Origin of the sequence: Streptomyces sp. RG80 (assembly GCF_040446465.1) — a bacterium.
Lineage (GTDB): Bacteria > Actinomycetota > Actinomycetes > Streptomycetales > Streptomycetaceae > Streptomyces.
In genome coordinates this window covers 1-19,245 of sequence record NZ_JBEAAJ010000007.1, presented here as the reverse complement: position 1 = coordinate 19,245, position 19,245 = coordinate 1, and the positions used below count along the sequence as shown (strand labels likewise).

At 70.1% G+C, this 19,245-nt stretch carries 14 protein-coding genes; 8 read left to right on the top strand and 6 right to left on the bottom strand.

What is annotated here, in order from left to right:
* The first annotated feature begins 63 nt into the window (after nucleotides 1-63).
* The gene (locus tag ABKA17_RS23900) at nucleotides 64-2,295 is read left to right on the top strand and encodes a heavy metal translocating P-type ATPase (protein WP_353694253.1); all 2,232 of its coding nucleotides are present in this window, start codon (nucleotides 64-66) and stop codon (nucleotides 2,293-2,295) included.
* An 838-nt stretch (nucleotides 2,296-3,133) separates the two neighbouring features.
* On the opposite strand, the gene ABKA17_RS23895 is transcribed toward ABKA17_RS23900, so the two are convergent.
* The 3 genes from ABKA17_RS23895 to ABKA17_RS23885 all read right to left on the bottom strand — a co-directional run bounded on the left by ABKA17_RS23895 (nucleotide 3,134) and on the right by ABKA17_RS23885 (nucleotide 7,318).
* The gene (locus tag ABKA17_RS23895) at nucleotides 3,134-4,423 is read right to left on the bottom strand and encodes a citrate synthase (RefSeq protein WP_353694252.1); all 1,290 of its coding nucleotides are present in this window, start codon (nucleotides 4,421-4,423) and stop codon (nucleotides 3,134-3,136) included.
* Nucleotides 4,424-4,657: 234 nt separating this feature from the next.
* Complete coding sequence (gene recD2, locus ABKA17_RS23890) at nucleotides 4,658-6,922, bottom strand: SF1B family DNA helicase RecD2 (RefSeq protein ID WP_353694251.1); 2,265 nt, start codon at nucleotides 6,920-6,922, stop codon at nucleotides 4,658-4,660.
* Between the two features lie 30 nt (nucleotides 6,923-6,952).
* Nucleotides 6,953-7,318, bottom strand: coding sequence for a cupin domain-containing protein (locus ABKA17_RS23885; protein ID WP_353694250.1), 366 nt, complete (start codon nucleotides 7,316-7,318; stop codon nucleotides 6,953-6,955).
* Between the two features lie 141 nt (nucleotides 7,319-7,459).
* Here ABKA17_RS23885 and ABKA17_RS23880 point away from each other — a divergent pair, with 141 nt between their 5' ends.
* The 6 genes from ABKA17_RS23880 to ABKA17_RS23855 all read left to right on the top strand — a co-directional run bounded on the left by ABKA17_RS23880 (nucleotide 7,460) and on the right by ABKA17_RS23855 (nucleotide 14,474).
* The gene (locus tag ABKA17_RS23880; RefSeq protein ID WP_353694249.1) at nucleotides 7,460-8,497 is read left to right on the top strand and encodes a LacI family DNA-binding transcriptional regulator; all 1,038 of its coding nucleotides are present in this window, start codon (nucleotides 7,460-7,462) and stop codon (nucleotides 8,495-8,497) included.
* Complete coding sequence (locus ABKA17_RS23875; RefSeq protein WP_353694248.1) at nucleotides 8,494-10,023, top strand: sugar ABC transporter ATP-binding protein; 1,530 nt, start codon at nucleotides 8,494-8,496, stop codon at nucleotides 10,021-10,023. The genes ABKA17_RS23880 and ABKA17_RS23875 overlap by 4 nt, the downstream gene beginning before the upstream one ends.
* Nucleotides 10,013-11,962: an ABC transporter permease/substrate-binding protein gene (locus tag ABKA17_RS23870; RefSeq protein ID WP_353694247.1), complete on the top strand. Its 1,950-nt coding sequence runs from the start codon at nucleotides 10,013-10,015 to the stop codon at nucleotides 11,960-11,962. Before ABKA17_RS23875 ends, ABKA17_RS23870 begins: the two co-directional genes overlap by 11 nt.
* 68 nt (nucleotides 11,963-12,030) lie before the next feature.
* A complete protein-coding gene (locus ABKA17_RS23865; RefSeq protein WP_353694246.1) occupies nucleotides 12,031-12,933 on the top strand; it encodes a ribokinase in 903 nt (300 codons plus the stop codon).
* On the top strand, nucleotides 12,930-13,325 hold the full coding sequence (gene rbsD, locus ABKA17_RS23860) for a D-ribose pyranase (protein WP_353694245.1): 396 nt from the start codon (nucleotides 12,930-12,932) through the stop codon (nucleotides 13,323-13,325). Before ABKA17_RS23865 ends, rbsD begins: the two co-directional genes overlap by 4 nt.
* Nucleotides 13,326-13,547: 222 nt before the next feature.
* The gene (locus ABKA17_RS23855; protein ID WP_353694244.1) at nucleotides 13,548-14,474 is read left to right on the top strand and encodes an immunity 49 family protein; all 927 of its coding nucleotides are present in this window, start codon (nucleotides 13,548-13,550) and stop codon (nucleotides 14,472-14,474) included.
* A 163-nt stretch (nucleotides 14,475-14,637) separates the two neighbouring features.
* On the opposite strand, the gene ABKA17_RS23850 is transcribed toward ABKA17_RS23855, so the two are convergent.
* Genes ABKA17_RS23850 through ABKA17_RS23840 form a run of 3 tightly spaced genes read right to left on the bottom strand, consistent with a single transcriptional unit; the run spans nucleotide 14,638 to nucleotide 17,779 of the window.
* Nucleotides 14,638-15,438: a sugar phosphate isomerase/epimerase family protein gene (locus ABKA17_RS23850; RefSeq protein WP_353694785.1), complete on the bottom strand. Its 801-nt coding sequence runs from the start codon at nucleotides 15,436-15,438 to the stop codon at nucleotides 14,638-14,640.
* 38 nt (nucleotides 15,439-15,476) lie between these two features.
* A complete protein-coding gene (locus ABKA17_RS23845) occupies nucleotides 15,477-16,631 on the bottom strand; it encodes a dihydrodipicolinate synthase family protein (protein WP_353694243.1) in 1,155 nt (384 codons plus the stop codon).
* On the bottom strand, nucleotides 16,628-17,779 hold the full coding sequence (locus ABKA17_RS23840) for a Gfo/Idh/MocA family protein (protein ID WP_353694784.1): 1,152 nt from the start codon (nucleotides 17,777-17,779) through the stop codon (nucleotides 16,628-16,630). Before ABKA17_RS23840 ends, ABKA17_RS23845 begins: the two co-directional genes overlap by 4 nt.
* 299 nt (nucleotides 17,780-18,078) lie before the next feature.
* On the opposite strand from ABKA17_RS23840, the gene ABKA17_RS23835 reads away from it, so the two are divergent.
* Entirely contained in the window at nucleotides 18,079-19,125 is a 1,047-nt protein-coding gene (locus tag ABKA17_RS23835) for a LacI family DNA-binding transcriptional regulator (RefSeq protein WP_353694242.1), read from the top strand.
* Nucleotides 19,126-19,245: the final 120 nt, after the last annotated feature.

Genomic DNA, 19,245 nt, shown 5'->3' with positions numbered 1-19,245 from the left:
CGTGGCTTGTCGCGCAGTTCCCCGCGCCCCTGACGGGGCGCTCCCCGCACCCGGAGTATGGAAATGGCCGGCACCATCGACACCCCTATAGCCCCCACCTCCGAAGTCGAGCTCCTCATCGGTGGGATGACCTGTGCTTCCTGCGCCGCGCGCGTGGAGAAGAAGCTCAATCGGATGGACGGGGTCACCGCGACGGTGAACTACGCCACCGAGAAGGCGAAGGTCAGTTACGTCGAAGGGGTCGGGGTCGCGGATCTGATCGCCACGGTGGTGAAGACCGGGTACACCGCGGAGGAGCCGGAGCCGCCTCAGGCGGAGGCTCAGGAGGAAGCGCCGGACGCGGACCCGGAGTTGACGTCGCTACGGCAGCGTCTCGTCGTCACCGTCCTCCTCGCCGTCCCGGTCGTGCTGCTGTCGATGATCCCGGCCCTCCAGTTCGACAACTGGCAGTGGCTGGCGCTCACCCTCGCCTCCCCTGTCGTCGTCTGGGGCGGGCTGCCCTTCCACAAGGCGGCCTGGACCAACGCGCGGCATGCCGCGGCCACCATGGACACGCTGGTCTCGCTGGGCACGCTGGCCGCGTTCGGCTGGTCGCTGTGGGCGCTGTTCTTCGGTGACGCGGGCATGGCGGGCATGAAGGACGAGTTCAGGTTCACCGTCTCGCGCGCCGACGGCGCCTCGACCATCTACCTCGAAGTGGCCGCAGGGGTCACCGCGTTCATCCTGCTCGGCCGCTATCTGGAGGCCCGCTCCAAGCGCCGCGCGGGGGCGGCTCTGCGGGCGCTGATGGAGTTGGGCGCGAAGGACGTGGCGGTACTGAGGGACGGGCGCGAGGTGCGCGTCCCGGTGGGGCGGCTGGCGGTCGGGGACTGGTTCGTCGTACGGCCCGGGGAGAAGGTCGCCACCGACGGCACGGTCGTCGAGGGCGCCTCCGCGGTGGACGCGTCCATGCTGACCGGGGAGTCGGTGCCGGTGGACGTGACGGTGGGGTCCCCTGTCGCGGGCGCGACCGTGAACGCCGGCGGGCGGCTCGTCGTCGAGGCCACGCGCGTGGGCGCCGACACCCAGCTCGCGCGGATGGCGAGGCTGGTCGAGGAGGCGCAGAACGGCAAGGCGGAGGTGCAGCGGCTCGCCGACCGGATCTCCGCGGTGTTCGTACCGGCGGTGATCCTCGTCGCCGTCGCCACCTTCGGGGCCTGGCTGGGTGTCACCGGGGACACGGTCGCCGCGTTCACCGCGGCCGTCGCCGTGCTGATCATCGCCTGCCCGTGCGCCCTGGGGCTCGCCACGCCGACCGCGCTGATGGTGGGCACGGGGCGGGGCGCGCAGCTCGGCATCCTCATCAAGGGTCCCGAGGTGCTGGAGTCCACGCGCCGCGTCGACACCGTCGTACTCGACAAGACCGGCACGGTGACCACCGGACGCATGACCCTCCAGGAGGTGTACGCCGCCGAGGGCTCCGACGAGAAGCAGGTGCTGCGGCTCGCGGGTGCCCTGGAGCACGCCTCCGAGCACCCCGTCGGGCGGGCGGTCGCGGCCGGTGCCGAGGAGCGGGTCGGGCCGCTGCCGGAGGTCGAGGGGTTCGAGAACGTGCCCGGGCGGGGCGTGCGTGGGCGCGTGGAGGGCTGTGACGTGGCCGTGGGGCGCCTTTACGACGTTCTGCCTGAGGAGTTGGCCCGGATCAAGGAAGAGGCCGAGAGCGGCGGACGTACGGCCGTGGTGGTCGGCTGGGACGGGGTGGCGCGGGGTGTCGTGGCCGTCGCGGACGCGGTGAAGGAGACCAGCGCCGAGGCGGTGCGGGAGTTGCGGGCGCTGGGGCTGACGCCGGTGCTGCTGACCGGGGACAACCATGCGGTCGCGGAGGCGGTGGCCCGGCAGGTCGGGATCGAGCGGGTCGTCGCCGAGGTGCTGCCCGAGGACAAGGTCGACGTGGTGAGGCAGCTGCGAGCCGAGGGGCGGGTCGTGGCCATGGTCGGGGACGGGGTCAACGACGCGGCCGCGCTCGCCACCGCGGACCTGGGGCTGGCCATGGGGACCGGGACCGACGCGGCGATCGAGGCGGGCGATCTGACGCTGGTGCGCGGGGACCTGCGGGTGGCCGCCGACGCGATCCGGCTGTCGCGGCGGACGCTGCGCACGATCAAGGGGAACCTGGTGTGGGCGTTCGGCTACAACGTGGCCGCGCTGCCGCTGGCCGCCGCGGGATTGCTGAACCCGATGATCGCCGGTGCCGCGATGGCGTTCTCCTCGGTCTTCGTGGTGACGAACAGCCTGCGTCTGCGCGCATTCCGTTGAGGGGCCCCTCTGGAGTCCAGCGCGCCACTCACATAAGCTCTTCACAAGGCTCGCGCATCATCCTTACGCTTGGGCCTCGATCGACGTATCGGGCCTCTTGCGTATCTAACGGACATATGCAAGAGACGCAGATCACAGTGATGTGAACGTAACCATCGAAGGGGTTCGAAGGTCTAAGTTGACGATGTCAGGCCGCGTCTTGGGGGGCGCATCCTGGCATCTGAGGATGTCTTGGGGGACTTCCTCAGAGATGCGTTGCCGGGGCACGCACTTCGGGAAGCTTTGAGCGGCCCTCCCGACCGTGCGCGTCCCGGCAGATCGCACACAGGAGTAGTACGGCGACTTTTGCTCGTTCTGCTCAACGGCACCACCCAGCAGTACCTGGCAGTACCGAAAGACAGCGAATTCAGGCGCTGCTCTCTCAGACGCCCGGCCGGATCCCGTGGGGGGAATCCGCACCGGGACATGGGAAGGCGCCCTGGACGTCGGCCCGTGGGGGGACTGGCGCCAGGGCGCCTTCTTCTTTCACCGCGCGCACAGGAAGGACCCCGCAGCCGAATCCGGCATACGGGGCCCAAAACGCCCTAAGGGGCGCGGGGAACTGCCGACCAGCCACGACGGCGCCGCAGGTGACCACAGCACCCCCGGCCCTTCCAGCGGAGCGCCTAGCGCTCCTCGACCGGGACGAAGTCGCGCTCGACGACGCTCGTGGCAGCACTCACCCGGGGGACAACCCCCGGACCCCCGGCCGCAATCAGGCTCACCACGCCCGCGCAACCAGGGAAGATCCGCCCGGCGACGGGGCACCTGCACAACGGCGCCCCCTCACCGGCAGGTGTCAGCGCTCCTCGACCGGGACGAAGTCGCGCTCGACCACGCCCGTGTAGATCTGGCGGGGGCGGCCGATGCGGGAGCCGGGCTCCTTGATCATCTCGTGCCACTGGGCGATCCAGCCCGGGAGGCGGCCGAGGGCGAAGAGGACCGTGAACATCTCGGTCGGGAAGCCCATGGCCCGGTAGATGAGGCCGGTGTAGAAGTCGACGTTGGGATAGAGGTTGCGCGAGACGAAGTAGTCGTCGGAGAGCGCGTGCTCCTCCAGCTTCAGGGCGATGTCCAGCAGCTCGTCGGACTTGCCGAGGGCCGAGAGGACGTCGTGCGCGGCGGCCTTGATGATCTTCGCGCGCGGGTCGAAGGACTTGTACACCCGGTGGCCGAAGCCCATCAGGCGGACGCCGTCCTCCTTGTTCTTCACCTTGCGGATGAAGGAGTCGACGTCGCCGCCGTTGGCCTGGATGCCCTCGAGCATCTCCAGGACGGACTGGTTGGCGCCGCCGTGCAGCGGGCCCCACAGGGCGGAGATGCCGGCCGAGATCGACGCGAACATGTTCGCCTGGGACGAGCCGACCAGGCGGACCGTCGAGGTCGAACAGTTCTGCTCATGGTCGGCGTGCAGGATGAGGAGCTTGTCGAGCGCCGAGACGACGACCGGGTCCAGCTCGTACTCCTGGGCCGGCACCGAGAAGGTCATGCGCAGGAAGTTCTCGACGTAACCGAGGTCGTTGCGCGGGTAGACGAACGGGTGACCGATCGACTTCTTGTACGCGTACGCGGCGATGGTCGGAAGCTTGGCGAGCAGCCGGATCGTCGAGAGGTTGCGCTGGTTCTCGTCGAACGGGTTGTGGCTGTCCTGGTAGAACGTCGACAGGGCGCTGACGACCGACGACAGCATGGCCATCGGGTGGGCGTCGCGCGGGAAGCCACGGTAGAAGTTCTTGACGTCCTCGTGCAGCAGGGTGTGCTGCGTGATCTCGTTCTTGAACACCGAGAGCTCGTCGACGGTCGGCAGCTCACCGTTGATCAGCAGGTAGGCCACCTCCAGGAAGGTGGAGCGCTCGGCCAGCTGCTCGATCGGGTAGCCGCGGTACCGGAGGATGCCCGCCTCGCCGTCGAGGTAGGTGACGGCGGATTTATAGGCCGCGGTGTTGCCGTAGCCACTGTCCAGCGTCACCAGACCGGTCTGGGCGCGGAGCTTGCCGATGTCGAAGCCCTTGTCGCCGACGGTGCTGTCGATCACCGGGTAGGTGTACTCGCCGTCGCCGTACCGCAGTACTACAGAGTTGTCGCTCACGTCTTCCCTCACCCGACGTTGTGCCTCATCTTCGAGGTTGCCCTGACTGTCTCTACCATCCCCCATTCGGCGCAGGAGAGTGCACTGGGGGTCGACCATTGGGCCTATTGGCGGCACTCAGTGCCGCCAACTTGTCCATCCTGCCCCTCCCCGACCCGGTTCCGGAAGGGCTCTGTGACCTTCGTGACTCATTTGATCGATCATTTTTCGCGTTGCGTGGCACCGCGTCCCACCTCACTCCCGCAGGGGGCGCGGTGAGAGGCGGAAGTCGAGAGCGGTACAGCGCCGTCCTGCCGACACCGTCCGCACCGCCTGACCGATCGCCTTGCGTGAACCGACCAGGACGACCAGCTTCTTGGCCCGGGTGACCGCCGTGTAGAGCAGGTTCCGTTGAAGCATCATCCATGCTCCGGTCGTGACGGGGATCACGACGGCGGGATATTCACTGCCCTGGGAGCGGTGAATCGTCACCGCGTACGCATGGGCCAGTTCGTCCAGTTCGTCGAATTCGTACGGCACCTCCTCGTCCTCGTCCGTCAGTACCGTGAGGCGCTGCTCCACCGGGTCGAGCGAGGTGACGACGCCCACGGTGCCGTTGAAGACGCCGTTCTCGCCCTTCTCGTAATTGTTGCGAATCTGGGTGACCTTGTCGCCGACGCGGAAGACCCTGCCGCCGAACCGCTTCTCGGGCAGATCGGGGCGCCCTGGCGTGATGGCCTGCTGCAACAGGCCGTTGAGGGTGCCGGCGCCCGCGGGGCCGCGGTGCATGGGGGCCAGGACCTGGACGTCGCGGCGCGGGTCGAGCCCGAACTTGGCCGGAATTCGCCGGGCGGCGACGTCCACGGTGAGCCGGCCGGCCTCCTCCGTCTCGTCCTCGACGAAGAGGAAGAAGTCCTTCATGCCGTCGGTGACGGGGTGCTGCCCGGCGTTGATCCGGTGGGCGTTGGTGACGACGCCGGACTGCTGGGCCTGACGGAACACGCGCGTGAGGCGTACGGCGGGGATGGGGCTGCCGTCGGCGAGGAGGTCGCGCAGGACCTCCCCGGCGCCGACGCTCGGCAACTGGTCCACGTCACCGACGAACAGCAGATGTGCGCCCGGCGGGACCGCCTTCACCAGCTTGTTGGCGAGCAGCAGGTCCAGCATGGACGCCTCGTCGACCACGACCAGGTCGGCCTGGAGGGGGCGGTCCTTGTCGTAGGCCGCGTCGCCGCCGGGCTTGAGCTCCAGCAGGCGGTGGACGGTGGAGGCCTCGGCGCCGGTGAGCTCGGCCAGACGCTTGGCGGCGCGTCCGGTGGGGGCGGCGAGGACGACCCTGGCCTTCCTGGCCCGGGCGAGCTCCACGATCGAGCGGACCGTGAAGGACTTGCCGCAGCCGGGGCCGCCGGTGAGGACGGCGACCTTCTCGGTGAGCGCCAGTTTCACGGCGGCCTCCTGCTCGGGGGCGAGGTCGGCGCCGGTGCGGCCCTTGAGCCAGCTCAGCGCCTTGTCCCAGGCCACGTCACGGAAGCCGGGCATGCGGTCCTCGTCGGTGCGCAGCAGGCGCAACAGCTGGGCGGAGAGGGAGAGTTCGGCGCGGTGGAAGGGGACGAGGTAGATCGCGGTGACCGCCTCGCCGTGCTCCCCGGGGACCTTCTCTCGTACGACGCCGGGGTCCTCGCCCTCCTCGGGGGGCGCCGCCAGTTCGGCGAGGCACTCGATGACCAGGCCGGTGTCGACCTGGAGCAGCTTCACCGCGTCGGCGATCAGCTTCTCCTCGGGGAGATAGCAGTGCCCCTGGTCGGCGGACTGCGACAGCGCGTACTGCAGGCCCGCCTTGACGCGCTCCGGGCTGTCGTGCGGGATGCCGACGGACTGGGCGATCTTGTCGGCGGTGAGGAAGCCGATGCCCCAGACGTCGGAGGCGAGGCGGTAGGGCTGGTTCTTCACGACGGAGATGGAGGCGTCGCCGTACTTCTTGTAGATCCGCACGGCGATGGAGGTGGAGACCTCCACGGTCTGGAGGAAGAGCATGACCTCCTTGATCGCCTTCTGCTCCTCCCAGGCGTCGGCGATCTTCCTGGTCCGCTTGGGGCCGAGGCCGGGGACCTCGATGAGCCGCTTGGGCTCCTCCTCGATGATCTGGAGGGTGTCCAGGCCGAAGTGCTGGGTGATGCGGTCGGCGAAGACGGGGCCGATGCCCTTGACCAGGCCCGAGCCGAGGTAGCGGCGGATGCCCTGGACGGTGGCGGGCAGGACCGTCGTGTAGTTCTCGACGGTGAACTGCTTGCCGTACTGCGGGTGGGAGCCCCAGCGGCCCTCCATCCGCAGGGACTCCCCCACCTGGGCGCCGAGCAGCGCGCCGACGACGGTCAGCAGATCGCCGCCGCCCCGGCCGGTGTCGACGCGGGCGACCGTGTAGCCGTTCTCCTCGTTGGCGTACGTGATCCGCTCCAGTACGCCCTCGAGCACGGCGAGTCGGCGTTCGCCGCCGCCCCCACCCACCGTCAGATTGGACATGATCCGACGGTACCGGTCGGCACTGACAGGTCAGCCGGCTTGTGACTTCACGTGGTTGATCACCGTCTCGAACTCCTCCGTCGGGGAGAACTCCACGAACTCGCAGTCCTCCAGGGCGAGGGGGACATGGCCGGGCGCCCAGTAGTAGGCCTGGCCCGCCTCGTAGATCTCCTCTCCGTCCGGCGTGAGCATCCGCAGCCGGCCCTTCAGCAGGTAGCCCCAGTGCGGGCACTGGCAGGCGTCGTCGGGCATGCCCTTCAGGGCCGGGCCCATGTCCGTGCCCTCGGGCAGCCGGAAGTAGCCGACGGACAGGCCGCCGCCGATCGGCCGGGTGCGCACTTCCACCCCGCCGCCTTCCATCGCTATGGGTACGTCGTTCCGCGCCGCAGCTGTCATGGCTCCTCCTCGAGGAAGCGGCCCCCCACTCCTCCAGGACATCACGATCCGGTCTCGGGGTCTTGTCAACAGTCGTGTAATCGATTCCAATCCTCGGTACACGAAGTCGTGTAATCGATTCCACGAGGAGGTGGAGCGGCGATGGCGAGCATCAAGGACGTCGCTGCCGAGGCGGGGGTCTCCGTCGCCACGGTGTCGCGCGTCCTGAACGACCATCCGTCGGTCAGCGAGGACGCACGCACCCGTGTGCTGGCCGCTGTCGAGACGCTGGGCTACCGCCCGAACGCCGTCGCCCGGTCGCTGCGCACCGACCAGACCCGCACCCTCGGCCTGGTCATCAGCGACGTGATGAACCCCTACTTCACCGAGCTGGCCCGCTCCGTCGAGGAGGAGGCCCGCGCGCTGGGGTACAGCGTGATCATCGGCAACGCCGACGAACGGCCCGACCTCCAGGACCACCACGTACGGACCCTGCTGGACCGCCGTATCGACGGCCTCCTCGTCTCCCCCACCGACGGCGGCTCCCCGCTGATGCTGGACGCCGCGCGCGGGGGCACCCCGATGGTCTTCGTGGACCGGTGGATCCCCGGCGTCGATGTGCCCGTCGTCCGATCCGACGGGCGGGACGCCGTGCGCGATCTCGTCGCGCATCTGCACGCGCTCGGGCACCGCAGGCTCGCCATCATCGCGGGCCCGGCGGCCACCACCACCGGCCGCGAGCGCGTGGACGCCTTCCGGGAGGCGCTGCACGCGCACGGTCTCGAACTCCCCGACACCTACATAGGGCAGGGCGACTTCCAGGCCGAGAGCGGCCGGCGGGTCACCGAGGGCTTCCTCGACCTGCCCGAGCCGCCCGAGGTCGTCTTCGCGGCCGACAACCTGATGGCGCTCGGCGCCCTGGACGCCGTACGCGCGCGTGGGCTGCGGGTTCCGGAGGACATCGGGCTCGCCGCGTTCGACGACATCCCGTGGTTCGTGCACACCGATCCACCGATCACCGCGGTCGCCCAGCCCACGGGCGAGCTGGGCCGGGCCGCCGTGCGCGCGCTCGTCGACCGCATCGAGGGACGGCCCCCGCAGTCCGTCACCCTCCCCGCCCGTCTCGTCGTACGCCGCTCGTGCGGCGAGCGGCCGGCTTCCCCCGAGTCGGCCTCCGCACAGAACAGGAGCCAGTCGTGAGCAACCAGGACGAGTTGCTGCGCATCGAGGGCATAAGGAAGACCTTCCCGGGCGTGGTCGCGCTGGACGGCGTCGACTTCGATCTGCGCCGTGGCGAGGTGCATGTCCTCCTCGGTGAGAACGGCGCGGGCAAGAGCACCCTCATCAAGATGCTCTCCGGCGCCTACACGCCCGATGGCGGGCGGATCCTGGCCGGTGGTGAGGAGGTGCGCATCCATGGCGCGCAGGACTCCGAGCGCCTCGGGATCGCCACCATCTACCAGGAGTTCAACCTCGTGCCCGACCTCACGGTCGCCGAGAACATCTTCCTGGGGCGCCAGCCGCGCCGCCTCGGCATGATCGACCGGAAGAGGATGGAGGCCGACGCCGAGGTGCTGCTGAAGCGCGTCGGGGTCAGCGTCTCGCCACGCACGCGTGTCCGCGAACTCGGCATCGCGCGCCTCCAGATGGTCGAGATCGCCAAGGCGCTCAGCCTGGACGCGCGCGTGCTGATCATGGACGAGCCGACCGCCGTGCTCACCTCCGAGGAGGTCGACAAGCTCTTCGCCATCGTGCGCAAGCTGCGCGAGGACGGCGTGGGCATCGTCTTCATCACCCACCACCTCGAGGAGATCGCCGCCCTCGGCGACCGGGTCACGGTCATCCGCGACGGCAGGTCCGTCGGGCAGGTGCCGGCGTCGACTCCCGAGGACGAACTCGTACGGCTCATGGTGGGGCGCTCGATCGAGCAGCAGTACCCGCGTGAGGTGCCGGAGAAGGGCGACGCGCTGCTCTCCGTCGAGGGGCTCACCCGCGACGGGGTCTTCCACGACGTCAGCTTCCGGGTGCACGCCGGTGAGGTCGTCGGCATCGCCGGGCTGGTCGGCGCCGGTCGTACCGAGGTCGTGCGGGCCGTGTTCGGCGCCGACCCGTACGACAAGGGCACCGTGAAGGTCGCCGGGGCGCCGCTGAAGGGGCATGACGTCAACTCCGCCATGGCGGCCGGGATCGGGCTCATCCCCGAGGACCGCAAGGGCCAGGGGCTCGTCCTGGACGCCTCCGTGGAGGAGAACCTCGGTCTGGTGACGCTGCGTTCGGCCACGCGCGCGGGGCTCGTCGATCTGAAGGGGCAGCGGGAGAACGCGGCCCGGATCGCCGAGCAGCTGGGCGTACGGATGGCCGGGCTCCAGCAGCATGTGCGCACGCTCTCCGGCGGCAACCAGCAGAAGGTCGTCATCGGCAAGTGGCTGCTCGCCGACACCAAGGTGCTGATCCTCGACGAGCCGACGCGCGGTATCGACGTCGGCGCCAAGGTCGAGATCTACCAGCTCATCAACGAACTGACGGCCGCGGGCGCCGCCGTCCTCATGATCTCCAGCGATCTGCCCGAGGTGCTCGGCATGAGCGACCGGGTCCTGGTCATGGCCCAGGGCCGGATCGCGGGTGAACTCTCCGCCGACGAGGCCTCGCAGGACGCCGTGATGGCCCTCGCCGTCAGCAACCCCACGAACGAGAAGACCGAAACGGAGGCCACCCGTGGCCACTGACACGCTCAAGAGCACGACGGGCGCGAGTGGCGCCTCGGGGCTTCGCCGCCTCCTCCTCGACAACGGCGCGCTCACCGCGCTGATCGTCCTCGTCATCGCCATGTCGGCACTGTCCGGCGACTTCCTGACGACGGACAACCTGCTCAACGTCGGCGTCCAGGCGGCCGTGACCGCCATCCTCGCCTTCGGCGTCACCTTCGTGATCGTCTCGGCGGGCATCGACCTCTCGGTCGGTTCGGTCGCCGCCCTCTCCGCCACCGTCCTCGCCTGGAGCGCGACTTCGGAAGGCATGCCGGTCGCCCTGGCTGTCCTCCTCGCCGTCGCGACCGGCATAGCCTGCGGCCTGGTCAACGGCTTCCTGATCTCGTACGGGAAGCTGCCGCCGTTCATCGCCACGCTCGCCATGCTGTCGGTGGCCCGCGGTCTGTCGCTGGTGATCTCGCAGGGCTCCCCCATCGCCTTCCCCGACTCCGTCTCGCACCTCGGCGACACCCTCGGCGGCTGGCTGCCGGTGCCGGTGCTCGTGATGCTGGTCATGGGTCTGCTCACGGCGTTCGTGCTGGGCCGGACGTACATCGGCCGCTCGATGTACGCGATCGGCGGCAACGAGGAGGCGGCCCGGCTCTCCGGGCTGCGGGTGAAGCGGCAGAAGCTCGCGATCTACGCCTTCTCCGGTCTGTTCGCCGCCGCCGCGGGCATCGTGCTCGCCTCCCGGCTCTCCTCCGCGCAGCCGCAGGCCGCGCAGGGCTACGAGCTGGACGCGATCGCCGCGGTCGTCATCGGCGGAGCCTCGCTGGCCGGTGGCACGGGCAAGGCGTCCGGCACGCTGATCGGCGCGCTGATCCTGGCGGTGCTCAGGAACGGCCTCAACCTGCTCTCCGTGTCCGCCTTCTGGCAGCAGGTCGTCATCGGTGTCGTCATCGCGCTCGCCGTCCTGCTGGACACCGTGCGGCGCAAGGCCGGGGCGACCCCGGTCACGGCCAGTGGGACCGGCAACAAGGGCAGGCAGGCGGCCACTTACCTCCTCGCCGCAGTGGTGGCGGTGGCGATCGTCGGGGCCACGTCCTTCCTGCACAGTGGCTCCTCGGACGCGGGGAAGTCGCAGAAGATCGGGCTGTCCCTGTCGACGCTCAACAACCCGTTCTTCGTGTCGATCCGCGCCGGTGCGCAGGCCGAGGCGAAGAAGCTGGGCGTGGACCTGACCGTCACGGACGCGCAGAACGACGCCTCGCAGCAGGCCAACCAGCTGGAGAACTTCACCAGTTCGGGTCTCGGCACGATCATCGTCAACCCGGTGGACTCCGACGCGGTGACCCCGGCGGCGAAGGCCGTCAACAAGGCGGACATCCCGCTGGTGGCCGTCGACCGCGCGGTCAACAACGCGAGCACCGCGGCCCTCGTCGCCTCCGACAACACCGCCGGCGGCAAGCTCGCCGCCAAGTCGCTCGCCGAGAAGCTGGGCGGCAAGGGCAAGATCGTGATCCTCCAGGGCATGGCCGGCACCTCCGCCAGCCGGGAGCGCGGCGCCGGTTTCGCCGAGGGGCTCAAGGCCTACCCGGGTATCGAGGTCGTCGCCAAGCAGCCCGCCGACTGGGACCGCACCAAGGGCCTGGACGTCATGACCAACATGCTCCAGGCCAACCCGGACATCTCCGGTGTCTTCGCGGAGAACGACGAGATGGCCCTCGGCGCGCTCAAGGCGCTCGGCTCCAAGGCCGGAAAGTCCGTCCAGGTCATCGGCTTCGACGGAACCACGGACGGCCTCGAAGCCGTCAAGGCAGGCACGCTGTACGCGTCGGTGGCGCAGCAGCCGGCGGAACTCGGCAAGATCGCCGTACAGAACGCGGTGAAGGCCGCCGAGGGCGAGAAGGTCGCCAAGTCGGTGATGGTGCCGGTGAAGGTGGTCACGAAGGAGAACGTGGCCGACTTCGCGGGCTGAGACGGGCGGACGGGCGGTTCCCCTCGGGGAGCCGCCCGTCCGAAGCCACTTACTAGGGGAGCATCTTCATGTACGACTACGACCTCCTGGTCGTAGGGTCGGCCAACGCCGACCTGGTGATCGGTGTCGAGCGCCGGCCGGGGGCCGGGGAGACCGTGCTCGGCTCCGATCTGGCCGTCCACCCGGGCGGCAAGGGCGCGAACCAGGCGGTCGCGGCCGCCCGGCTGGGTGCCGCCACGGCCCTGCTCGCCCGGGTCGGCGACGACGCGTACGGCCGGCTGCTGCTGGACTCGCAGCGCTCGGCCGGGGTCGACACCGTGGGCGTGCTGGTCGGTGGGGCGCCGACCGGGGTCGCGCTGATCACGGTGGACCCGTCGGGGGACAACAGCATCGTGGTCTCGCCGGGCGCCAACGGCCGGCTGACCCCGGCGGACGTACGGGCCGCGGGCAGCCTCTTCCACGCCTCGCGGGTGGTCTCCGCCCAGTTGGAGATCCCGCTGGAGACGGTCGTGGAGGTGGTGCGGAACCTGGCGCCGGACAGCCGTTTCGTGCTGAACCCGTCGCCACCGCGGCCGTTGCCCACGGAGGTGCTGGCCGCCTGTGACCCGCTGATCGTCAACGAGCACGAGGCGAAGGTGATCCTCGGTGACTCCGCGGTCGGGGACGAGCCCGAGGACTGGGCGCGGATCCTGCTCGCGAAGGGGCCGCGGTCGGTGGTCGTGACACTGGGCTCGCAGGGCGCGCTGGTGGCGTCGTCGGAGGGCGTGTCGCGAGTGGCGGCGGTGAAGGTCGACGCCGTGGACACCACGGGTGCGGGCGACGCGTTCACCGCGGCGCTGGCCTACCGGCTCGGCGCCGGTGCCTCACTGACGGAGGCGGCGGCGTACGCGGCCCGGGTCGGCGCGGCGGCCGTCACGAAGGAGGGCGCGCAGGCGTCCTTCCCCACCGCGGCGGAGGTCGAGGCGCCGTGAAGAAGGCGGGAATCCTGAACCGTCATCTCTCCGGTGCGCTCGCCGAGTTGGGGCATGGTGACGGGGTGCTGGTCTGCGACGCCGGTATGCCGATACCCGACGGCCCCCGCGTCGTCGACCTCGCGTTCCGGGCCGGGGTGCCGTCCTTCGCCGAGGTGGTGGAGGGGCTGCTCGCCGAGCTGGTCGTGGAGGGGGCGACGGCGGCCACGGAGGTACGGGACGCCAATCCGGCGGCGGCGAAGCTGCTGGACGGGCACTTCGGCGAGGGCGGCCTGGACTTCGTGTCGCACGAGCGGCTCAAGGAGCTCTCGGCGGGCGCGCGGCTGGTGGTGCGGACCGGCGAGGCACGGCCGTACGCGAATGTGCTGCTCAGGTGTGGCGTGTTCTTCTAGCGACACCCTGACAAGCTTCGAGGGGGCCTGGTCCGTCGACCAGGCCCCCTCGGGTTTCCCCTCCGTATCAGAACCCCCGCGATCCCCCCAGATCCCCTCCCCAGAAGCCCTGATGCCAAGTACGACCCGCGAGGTGGGGGGAGGGTTGTACGGCGTTCTCAGAATTTTTTCACGCAGGGCCGGGCGCCCGCGCTGTCAGTGGTGCCTGCCAGGATGACGACCATGACGATCAAGGAAGTGGCCCGGCACGACGTGAGCGAGCGGGGTATCGAGCGGGCCCTGGACGACATCCGGAGGCGGGCCTTCAACCGCTGGCACACCATGCAGTACGACTGCTACTCCGATGCGGAGTTGCGGGCGCTGCGCGACGATCTCCTCGATCACCTCGCCGCCCGCTCCGTGACGGAGGACCCCCGGCTCGACACCGTCCCCTCCCGCACGGCCCTGCGTACCGCGGCGGAGTGCGCCCTGGGATTCCTGGACCTCGGCAGCTATCCCAACGGCGACCAGAAGATCACGTTCTCTCTGCTCAACGAGAGCATCAGCAGCGAGGACAAGGACTTCGAGTCCGTGGTGGAACACGCGTCCACCGCGGAGCACTGGCTGGACGCCTTCGCTCTGGGCGTGATCAGCGGCATGGTGTGGGAGAAGGACGACCCCGTCGGGCTGTTGCTGCGCGACCACGCTTCCACGATCAACGAGGGAGTGCCGTACTCGAAGTTGGAGTCGGAGTCGGATCCGGGCGAGCTGGCGGAGATGGACACCCTGGTGTGCTACCTGGCGCAGGCCGACGGTCACCTGCCCCGGGACTGGCCGTCGGTGGCGTTGTGCATGCCGGAGGTCGACGAGCGTCTGGACGGGGCTCTGCGCCTGAACGCGCTCGGTGACCTGACGCCGGATCAGCGACTGCTGCGCGTGCTCCTCGAGGACGATCAGACGGCCTTCGAAGAGGCCCTGGTGCATCGGCTGACGCTGCACAGGCAGAGCGCGTCCCCCGACGGGGCACCCCGCGGTCTGCTCCCGCAGAAGACGATCGCCCTGGCCGCCCTCGCTGTCCAGGTGCACGGGTGGGACCTGGCCGTGCGATCCGCGTATCTGCCGCAGGGCCTGCTCAAGGCCCCGGAGGGCACGCCCTCGGTCAGCAGGTGAACCAGGGGCCGGACGCGGCGTCCTGAGCGGTTCGGGCGGCAACGCAGGCCAACACTTGGCGTCGATCACGACGTATGCCCGACAGGCGACGGTGACGCGCACATGGAGACGCCTCGCACCGAACCGTGAGCCGATGCGAGGCGTTCGCGCGTCACGCGATTCGCTACCGCACGACGTGCTCCACGAACCGTGCCGCCGTCTCCGCCAGTACCTCGCGGCCGTCCCGTGCCCACAGGTCGTCGTTGAAGAGCTCGACCTCGATGGCGCCGGTGTAGCCCGCCGCCTCGACGTAGTTCTGCCACTCGCGCATGTCGATCGCGCCGTCGCCGATCTGGCCGCGGCCGTTGAGGACGCCCTCGGGCAGCGGGGTGGTCCAGTCGGCGAGCTGGAAGGTGTGGATACGGCCGGCGGCACCCGCGCGGGCGATCTGCGCGGGGGCGTCGTCGTCCCACCAGATGTGGTACGTGTCGACGGTGACGCCGACCTGGTGCGCCGGGAAGCGTTCCGCGAGGTCCAGGGCCTGCTTGAGCGTGGAGACCACGCAGCGGTCCGAGGCGTACATCGGGTGCAGCGGCTCGATGGCCAGCTTCACACCGCGCTCCTCGGCGTACGGGCCCAGCACCGACAGGGCGTCCGCGATGCGCTCTCGGGCGCCGTGCAGGTCCTTGGAGCCGGCCGGGAGGCCGCCGGAGACCAGTACCAGGGTGTCCGTGCCCAGCGTCGCCGCCTCGTCGACCGCCCGCCGGTTGTCGTCGAGGGCCGCGGCCCGCTCGGCCGCGTCGATGGCCGTGAAGAAGCCGCCACGGCACAGCGTGGTGACGGTCAGGCCCGCGTCGCGGACCAGCTTGGCCGTGGCCTCCAGGCCGTACGTCTGGACGGGCTCGCGCCACAGACCGACGTTGGTGATGCCCAACTGGCCGCAGGCGTCGGCCAGTTCCGGCATCGACAGCTGCTTGACCGTCATCTGGTTGATGGAGAAGCGGGCGAGGTCGCCGGTCGCGGTCACTGGTTCACTCCGTACAGCGAGAGCAGGATCTTCATGCGCTCCTCCGCCAGCTTCGGGTCCGGGAACAGGCCCAGACCGTCGGCGAGTTCGTAGGCGCGGGCGAAGTGCGGGAGGGAGCGGGCCGACTGGAGGCCGCCGACCATCGTGAAGTGGCTCTGGTGGCCCGCGAGCCACGCCAGGAACACCACGCCGGTCTTGTAGAAGCGGGTCGGCGTCTGGAAGAGGTGGCGGGACAACTCGACGGTGGGGTCGAGGAGTTCACGGAAGCCCGCCGTGTTCCCGGTGTCCAGGACGCGGACCGCCTCGGCCGCCAGCGGGCCCAGCGGATCGAAGATGCCGAGCAGGGCGTGGCTGAACCCCTGCTCGTCGCCCGCGATCAGCTCGGGGTAGTTGAAGTCGTCGCCGGTGTAGCAGCGCACGCCCTGCGGGAGGCGGCGCCGGATGTCGATCTCGCGCTGGGCCTCCAGGAGCGAGACCTTGATGCCGTCGACCTTGTCGGGGTGGGCGGCGATGACCTCGAGGAACACGTCCGTGGCCGCGTCGAGGTCGCTCGACCCCCAGTAGCCCTCCAGCGCCGGGTCGAACATCGGGCCGAGCCAGTGCAGGATCACCGGCTCGGTGGCCTGGCGGAGCAGGTGGCCGTAGACCTCCAGATAGTCCTCGGGGCCCTTGGCCGCCGCCGCGAGCGCCCGGGAGGCCATCAGGATGGCCTGCGCGCCGGACGCCTCGACGAGGGCGAGCTGCTCCTCGTAGGCCGCCCGGACCTCCGCCAGGGTCGCCGGGCCGGTGAGCTGGTCGGTGCCGACGCCGCAGGCGATGAGCCCGCCGACCGACTTGGCCTCGGCGGCGCTGCGGCGGATCAGCTCGGCCGCGCCCGCCCAGTCCAGGCCCATGCCGCGCTGGGCGGTGTCCATCGCCTCGGCGACACCGAGCCCGTGGGACCACAGATGGCGGCGGAAGGCGAGGGTGGCGTCCCAGTCGACGGCGGCGGGAGCGTCGGGCGTGGTGTCCGCGAAGGGGTCCGCCACGACGTGCGCCGCCGAGAAGACCGTACGGGAGGTGAAGGGCGTGGCCGTCTTCACCGCGAACGGCTCGGTGCGGGGCTCGTACGCCCTGAACCCGCCCTGGAAGTCAGGGAGTTGGATCGTCACAGCGAGATCTCCGGAACGTCGAGACGGCGGCCCTCGGCGGACGACTTCAGGCCCAGCTCGGCCATCTGCACACCGCGCGCACCGGCGAGCAGGTCCCAGTGGTAGTCGGCACCGGCGTACACGTGCTTGAGGAAGAGCTCCCACTGGACCTTGAAGCCGTTGTCGAACTCCGTGTTGTCCGGGACCTCCTGCCACTGGTCGCGGAAGGAGTAGGTGGCGGGCAGGTCCGGGTTCCAGACCGGCTTCGGCGTCGCGCTGCGGTGCTGGACACGGCAGTTGCGCAGACCGGCGACCGCCGAGCCCTCCGTGCCGTCCACCTGGAACTCGACCAGCTCGTCGCGGTTGACGCGCACGTCCCAGCTGGAGTTGATCTGGGCGACGACACCGCCCTCGATCTCGAAGATGCCGTAGGCGGAGTCGTCGGCGGTGGCGGCGTACGGCTTGCCGTCCTCGTCCCAGCGGGTCGGGACGTGCGTGGTGGCCAGCGCGTTCACCGAGGTCACCCGGCCGAACAGCTCGTGCAGGACGTACTCCCAGTGCGGGAACATGTCGACAACGATGCCGCCGCCGTCCTCCGCGCGGTAGTTCCACGACGGGCGCTGGGCCTCCTGCCAGTCGCCCTCGAAGACCCAGTAGCCGAACTCGCCGCGCACGGACAGGATCCGGCCGAAGAAGCCGCCGTCGATGAGCCGCTTGAGCTTGAGCAGGCCGGGCAGGAACAGCTTGTCCTGCACGACGCCGGACTTGACGCCGGCCTCACGCGCCAGCCGGGCCAGCTCGATGGCGCCTTCGAGGCCCACCGCGGTCGGCTTCTCGGTGTAGACGTGCTTGCCGGCGGCGATTGCCTTCTTGAGGACCTCCTCGCGGCCCGAGGTCATCGCGGCGTCGAAGAAGATGTCGACACTGTCGTCGGCGAGAACCGCGTCCACGTCCGTCGACCAGTGCTCCAGGCCGTGCTGCTCGGCGAGCGCCTTCAGCGCGTGTTCGCGGCGGCCGAGCAGGATCGGCTCCGGCCACAGCACGGTGCCGTCGCCGAGGTCGAGGCCGCCCTGCTCGCGGAGGGCCAGGATGGAACGGACCAGGTGCTGGCGGTAGCCCATGCGTCCGGTCACGCCGTTCATGGCGATACGCACCGTCTTGCGTGTCACGTCGATCCCTTCGTAGGCGTCGTACGCAGCTTGCCTGCGCATTCCGTACGCGGTTGTGCGCGCCGCGTACGCCTCGACTGGTGAGCGTTACAGCAAGCGCTTTCTATCTATGAAGAAGCTAGCCTCTGACCAGCGGTCCAGACAAGACCGTGACGGAGTCGAGTTGTTCGAGGGGGCGAACAACGGGGTCGTTGCCCCGTAAGGTCTGCTCGACCCACTGGGAACCGTGGCCGACGGCGGCCCTGTCTACGTGGGCGTACGACGACGTACGAAGAGATGCGCGACCGGAGGACGACGAGATGACGGTGACCCTGGCGGACGTGGCGGCGCGCGCGCAGGTCTCGCCCGCGACGGTGTCGCGCGTGCTGAACGGGAACTATCCCGTGGCCGCATCCACCCGTGAGCGGGTGCTGCGGGCCGTGGACGAACTGGACTACGTACTGAACGGGCCGGCGAGCTCACTGGCCGCGGCCACCTCCGACCTGGTCGGGATCCTCGTCAACGACATCGCGGACCCCTTCTTCGGGATCATGGCCAGTGCGATCCAGTCGGAGATCGGGGGGCCCGGCGGGCGCGCGGGCGGTGAGCGGCTGGCGGTGACCTGCAACACCGGGGGCTCCCCCGAGCGTGAGCTGACGTATCTGACCCTGCTCCAGAGACAGCGGGCGGCGGCCGTCGTGCTGACGGGCGGTGCGGTCGAGGACGCGCCGCACGCGGCGGCGGTCGCGGCGAAGCTGCGGAAGCTGGAGGACGCGGGGACGCGGGTCGTGCTGTGCGGGCGGCCGCCGGCGCCGGACACCACGGCGATCGCGCTGACGTTCGACAACCGTGGGGGCGGGCGGGAGCTGACGGAGCATCTGATCGGGCTCGGGCACCGGCGGCTGGGCTATATCGCGGGGCCGGAGGAGCGGACGACGACCCGGCACCGGCTGGAGGGGCACCGGGTCGCGCTCGCCGACGCGGGGATCTCGGAGGATCCGCGCTGGACCGTGCACGGGCGGTACGACCGGCGGTCCGGGTACGAGGCGACGCTGGAGTTGTTGCGGCGGGATCCTTCGCTGACCGCGGTGGTGGCGGCGAACGACTCCGTCGCGCTGGGGGCGAGTGCCGCGCTGCGGGATTCGGGGCTGCGGATTCCGGACGATGTGTCTGTCGCCGGGTTCGATGATCTGCCGTTCAGTATCGATGCTGTGCCTGCGTTGACCACGGTGCGGTTGCCGTTGGCCGAGGCGGGGGCTCGGGCGGGGCGGATCGCTATGGGGCGGGAGGAGGCGCCGCCCGGGGGGATCGCTGTGATTCGGGGGGAGTTGATGGTGCGGGGGTCGTCCGGGGCGCCTCGGGACTGAGGGTTGGGGGGCGGTGTGGTCGGCTGGGGGTGCCCCTCGGTTTTTCTCGCCCCCGCCGCCCCTACCCGTCCCATCCTCCAGGGGCTGCCGCCCCTTCGACCCCGCACCCCGGGGGGGGCG

Coding starts and splice junctions, on each gene's coding strand:
- ABKA17_RS23855 (WP_353694244.1), top strand. CDS start 13,548: ATGACGATCAAGGAAGTGGCCCGGCACGACGTGAGCGAGCGGGGTATC.
- ABKA17_RS23880 (WP_353694249.1), top strand. CDS start 7,460: ATGGCGAGCATCAAGGACGTCGCTGCCGAGGCGGGGGTCTCCGTCGCC.
- ABKA17_RS23850 (WP_353694785.1), bottom strand. CDS start 15,438: ATGACGGTCAAGCAGCTGTCGATGCCGGAACTGGCCGACGCCTGCGGC.
- ABKA17_RS23835 (WP_353694242.1), top strand. CDS start 18,079: ATGACGGTGACCCTGGCGGACGTGGCGGCGCGCGCGCAGGTCTCGCCC.
- ABKA17_RS23865 (WP_353694246.1), top strand. CDS start 12,031: ATGTACGACTACGACCTCCTGGTCGTAGGGTCGGCCAACGCCGACCTG.
- ABKA17_RS23900 (WP_353694253.1), top strand. CDS start 64: ATGGCCGGCACCATCGACACCCCTATAGCCCCCACCTCCGAAGTCGAG.
- recD2 (WP_353694251.1), bottom strand. CDS start 6,922: ATGTCCAATCTGACGGTGGGTGGGGGCGGCGGCGAACGCCGACTCGCC.
- ABKA17_RS23885 (WP_353694250.1), bottom strand. CDS start 7,318: ATGACAGCTGCGGCGCGGAACGACGTACCCATAGCGATGGAAGGCGGC.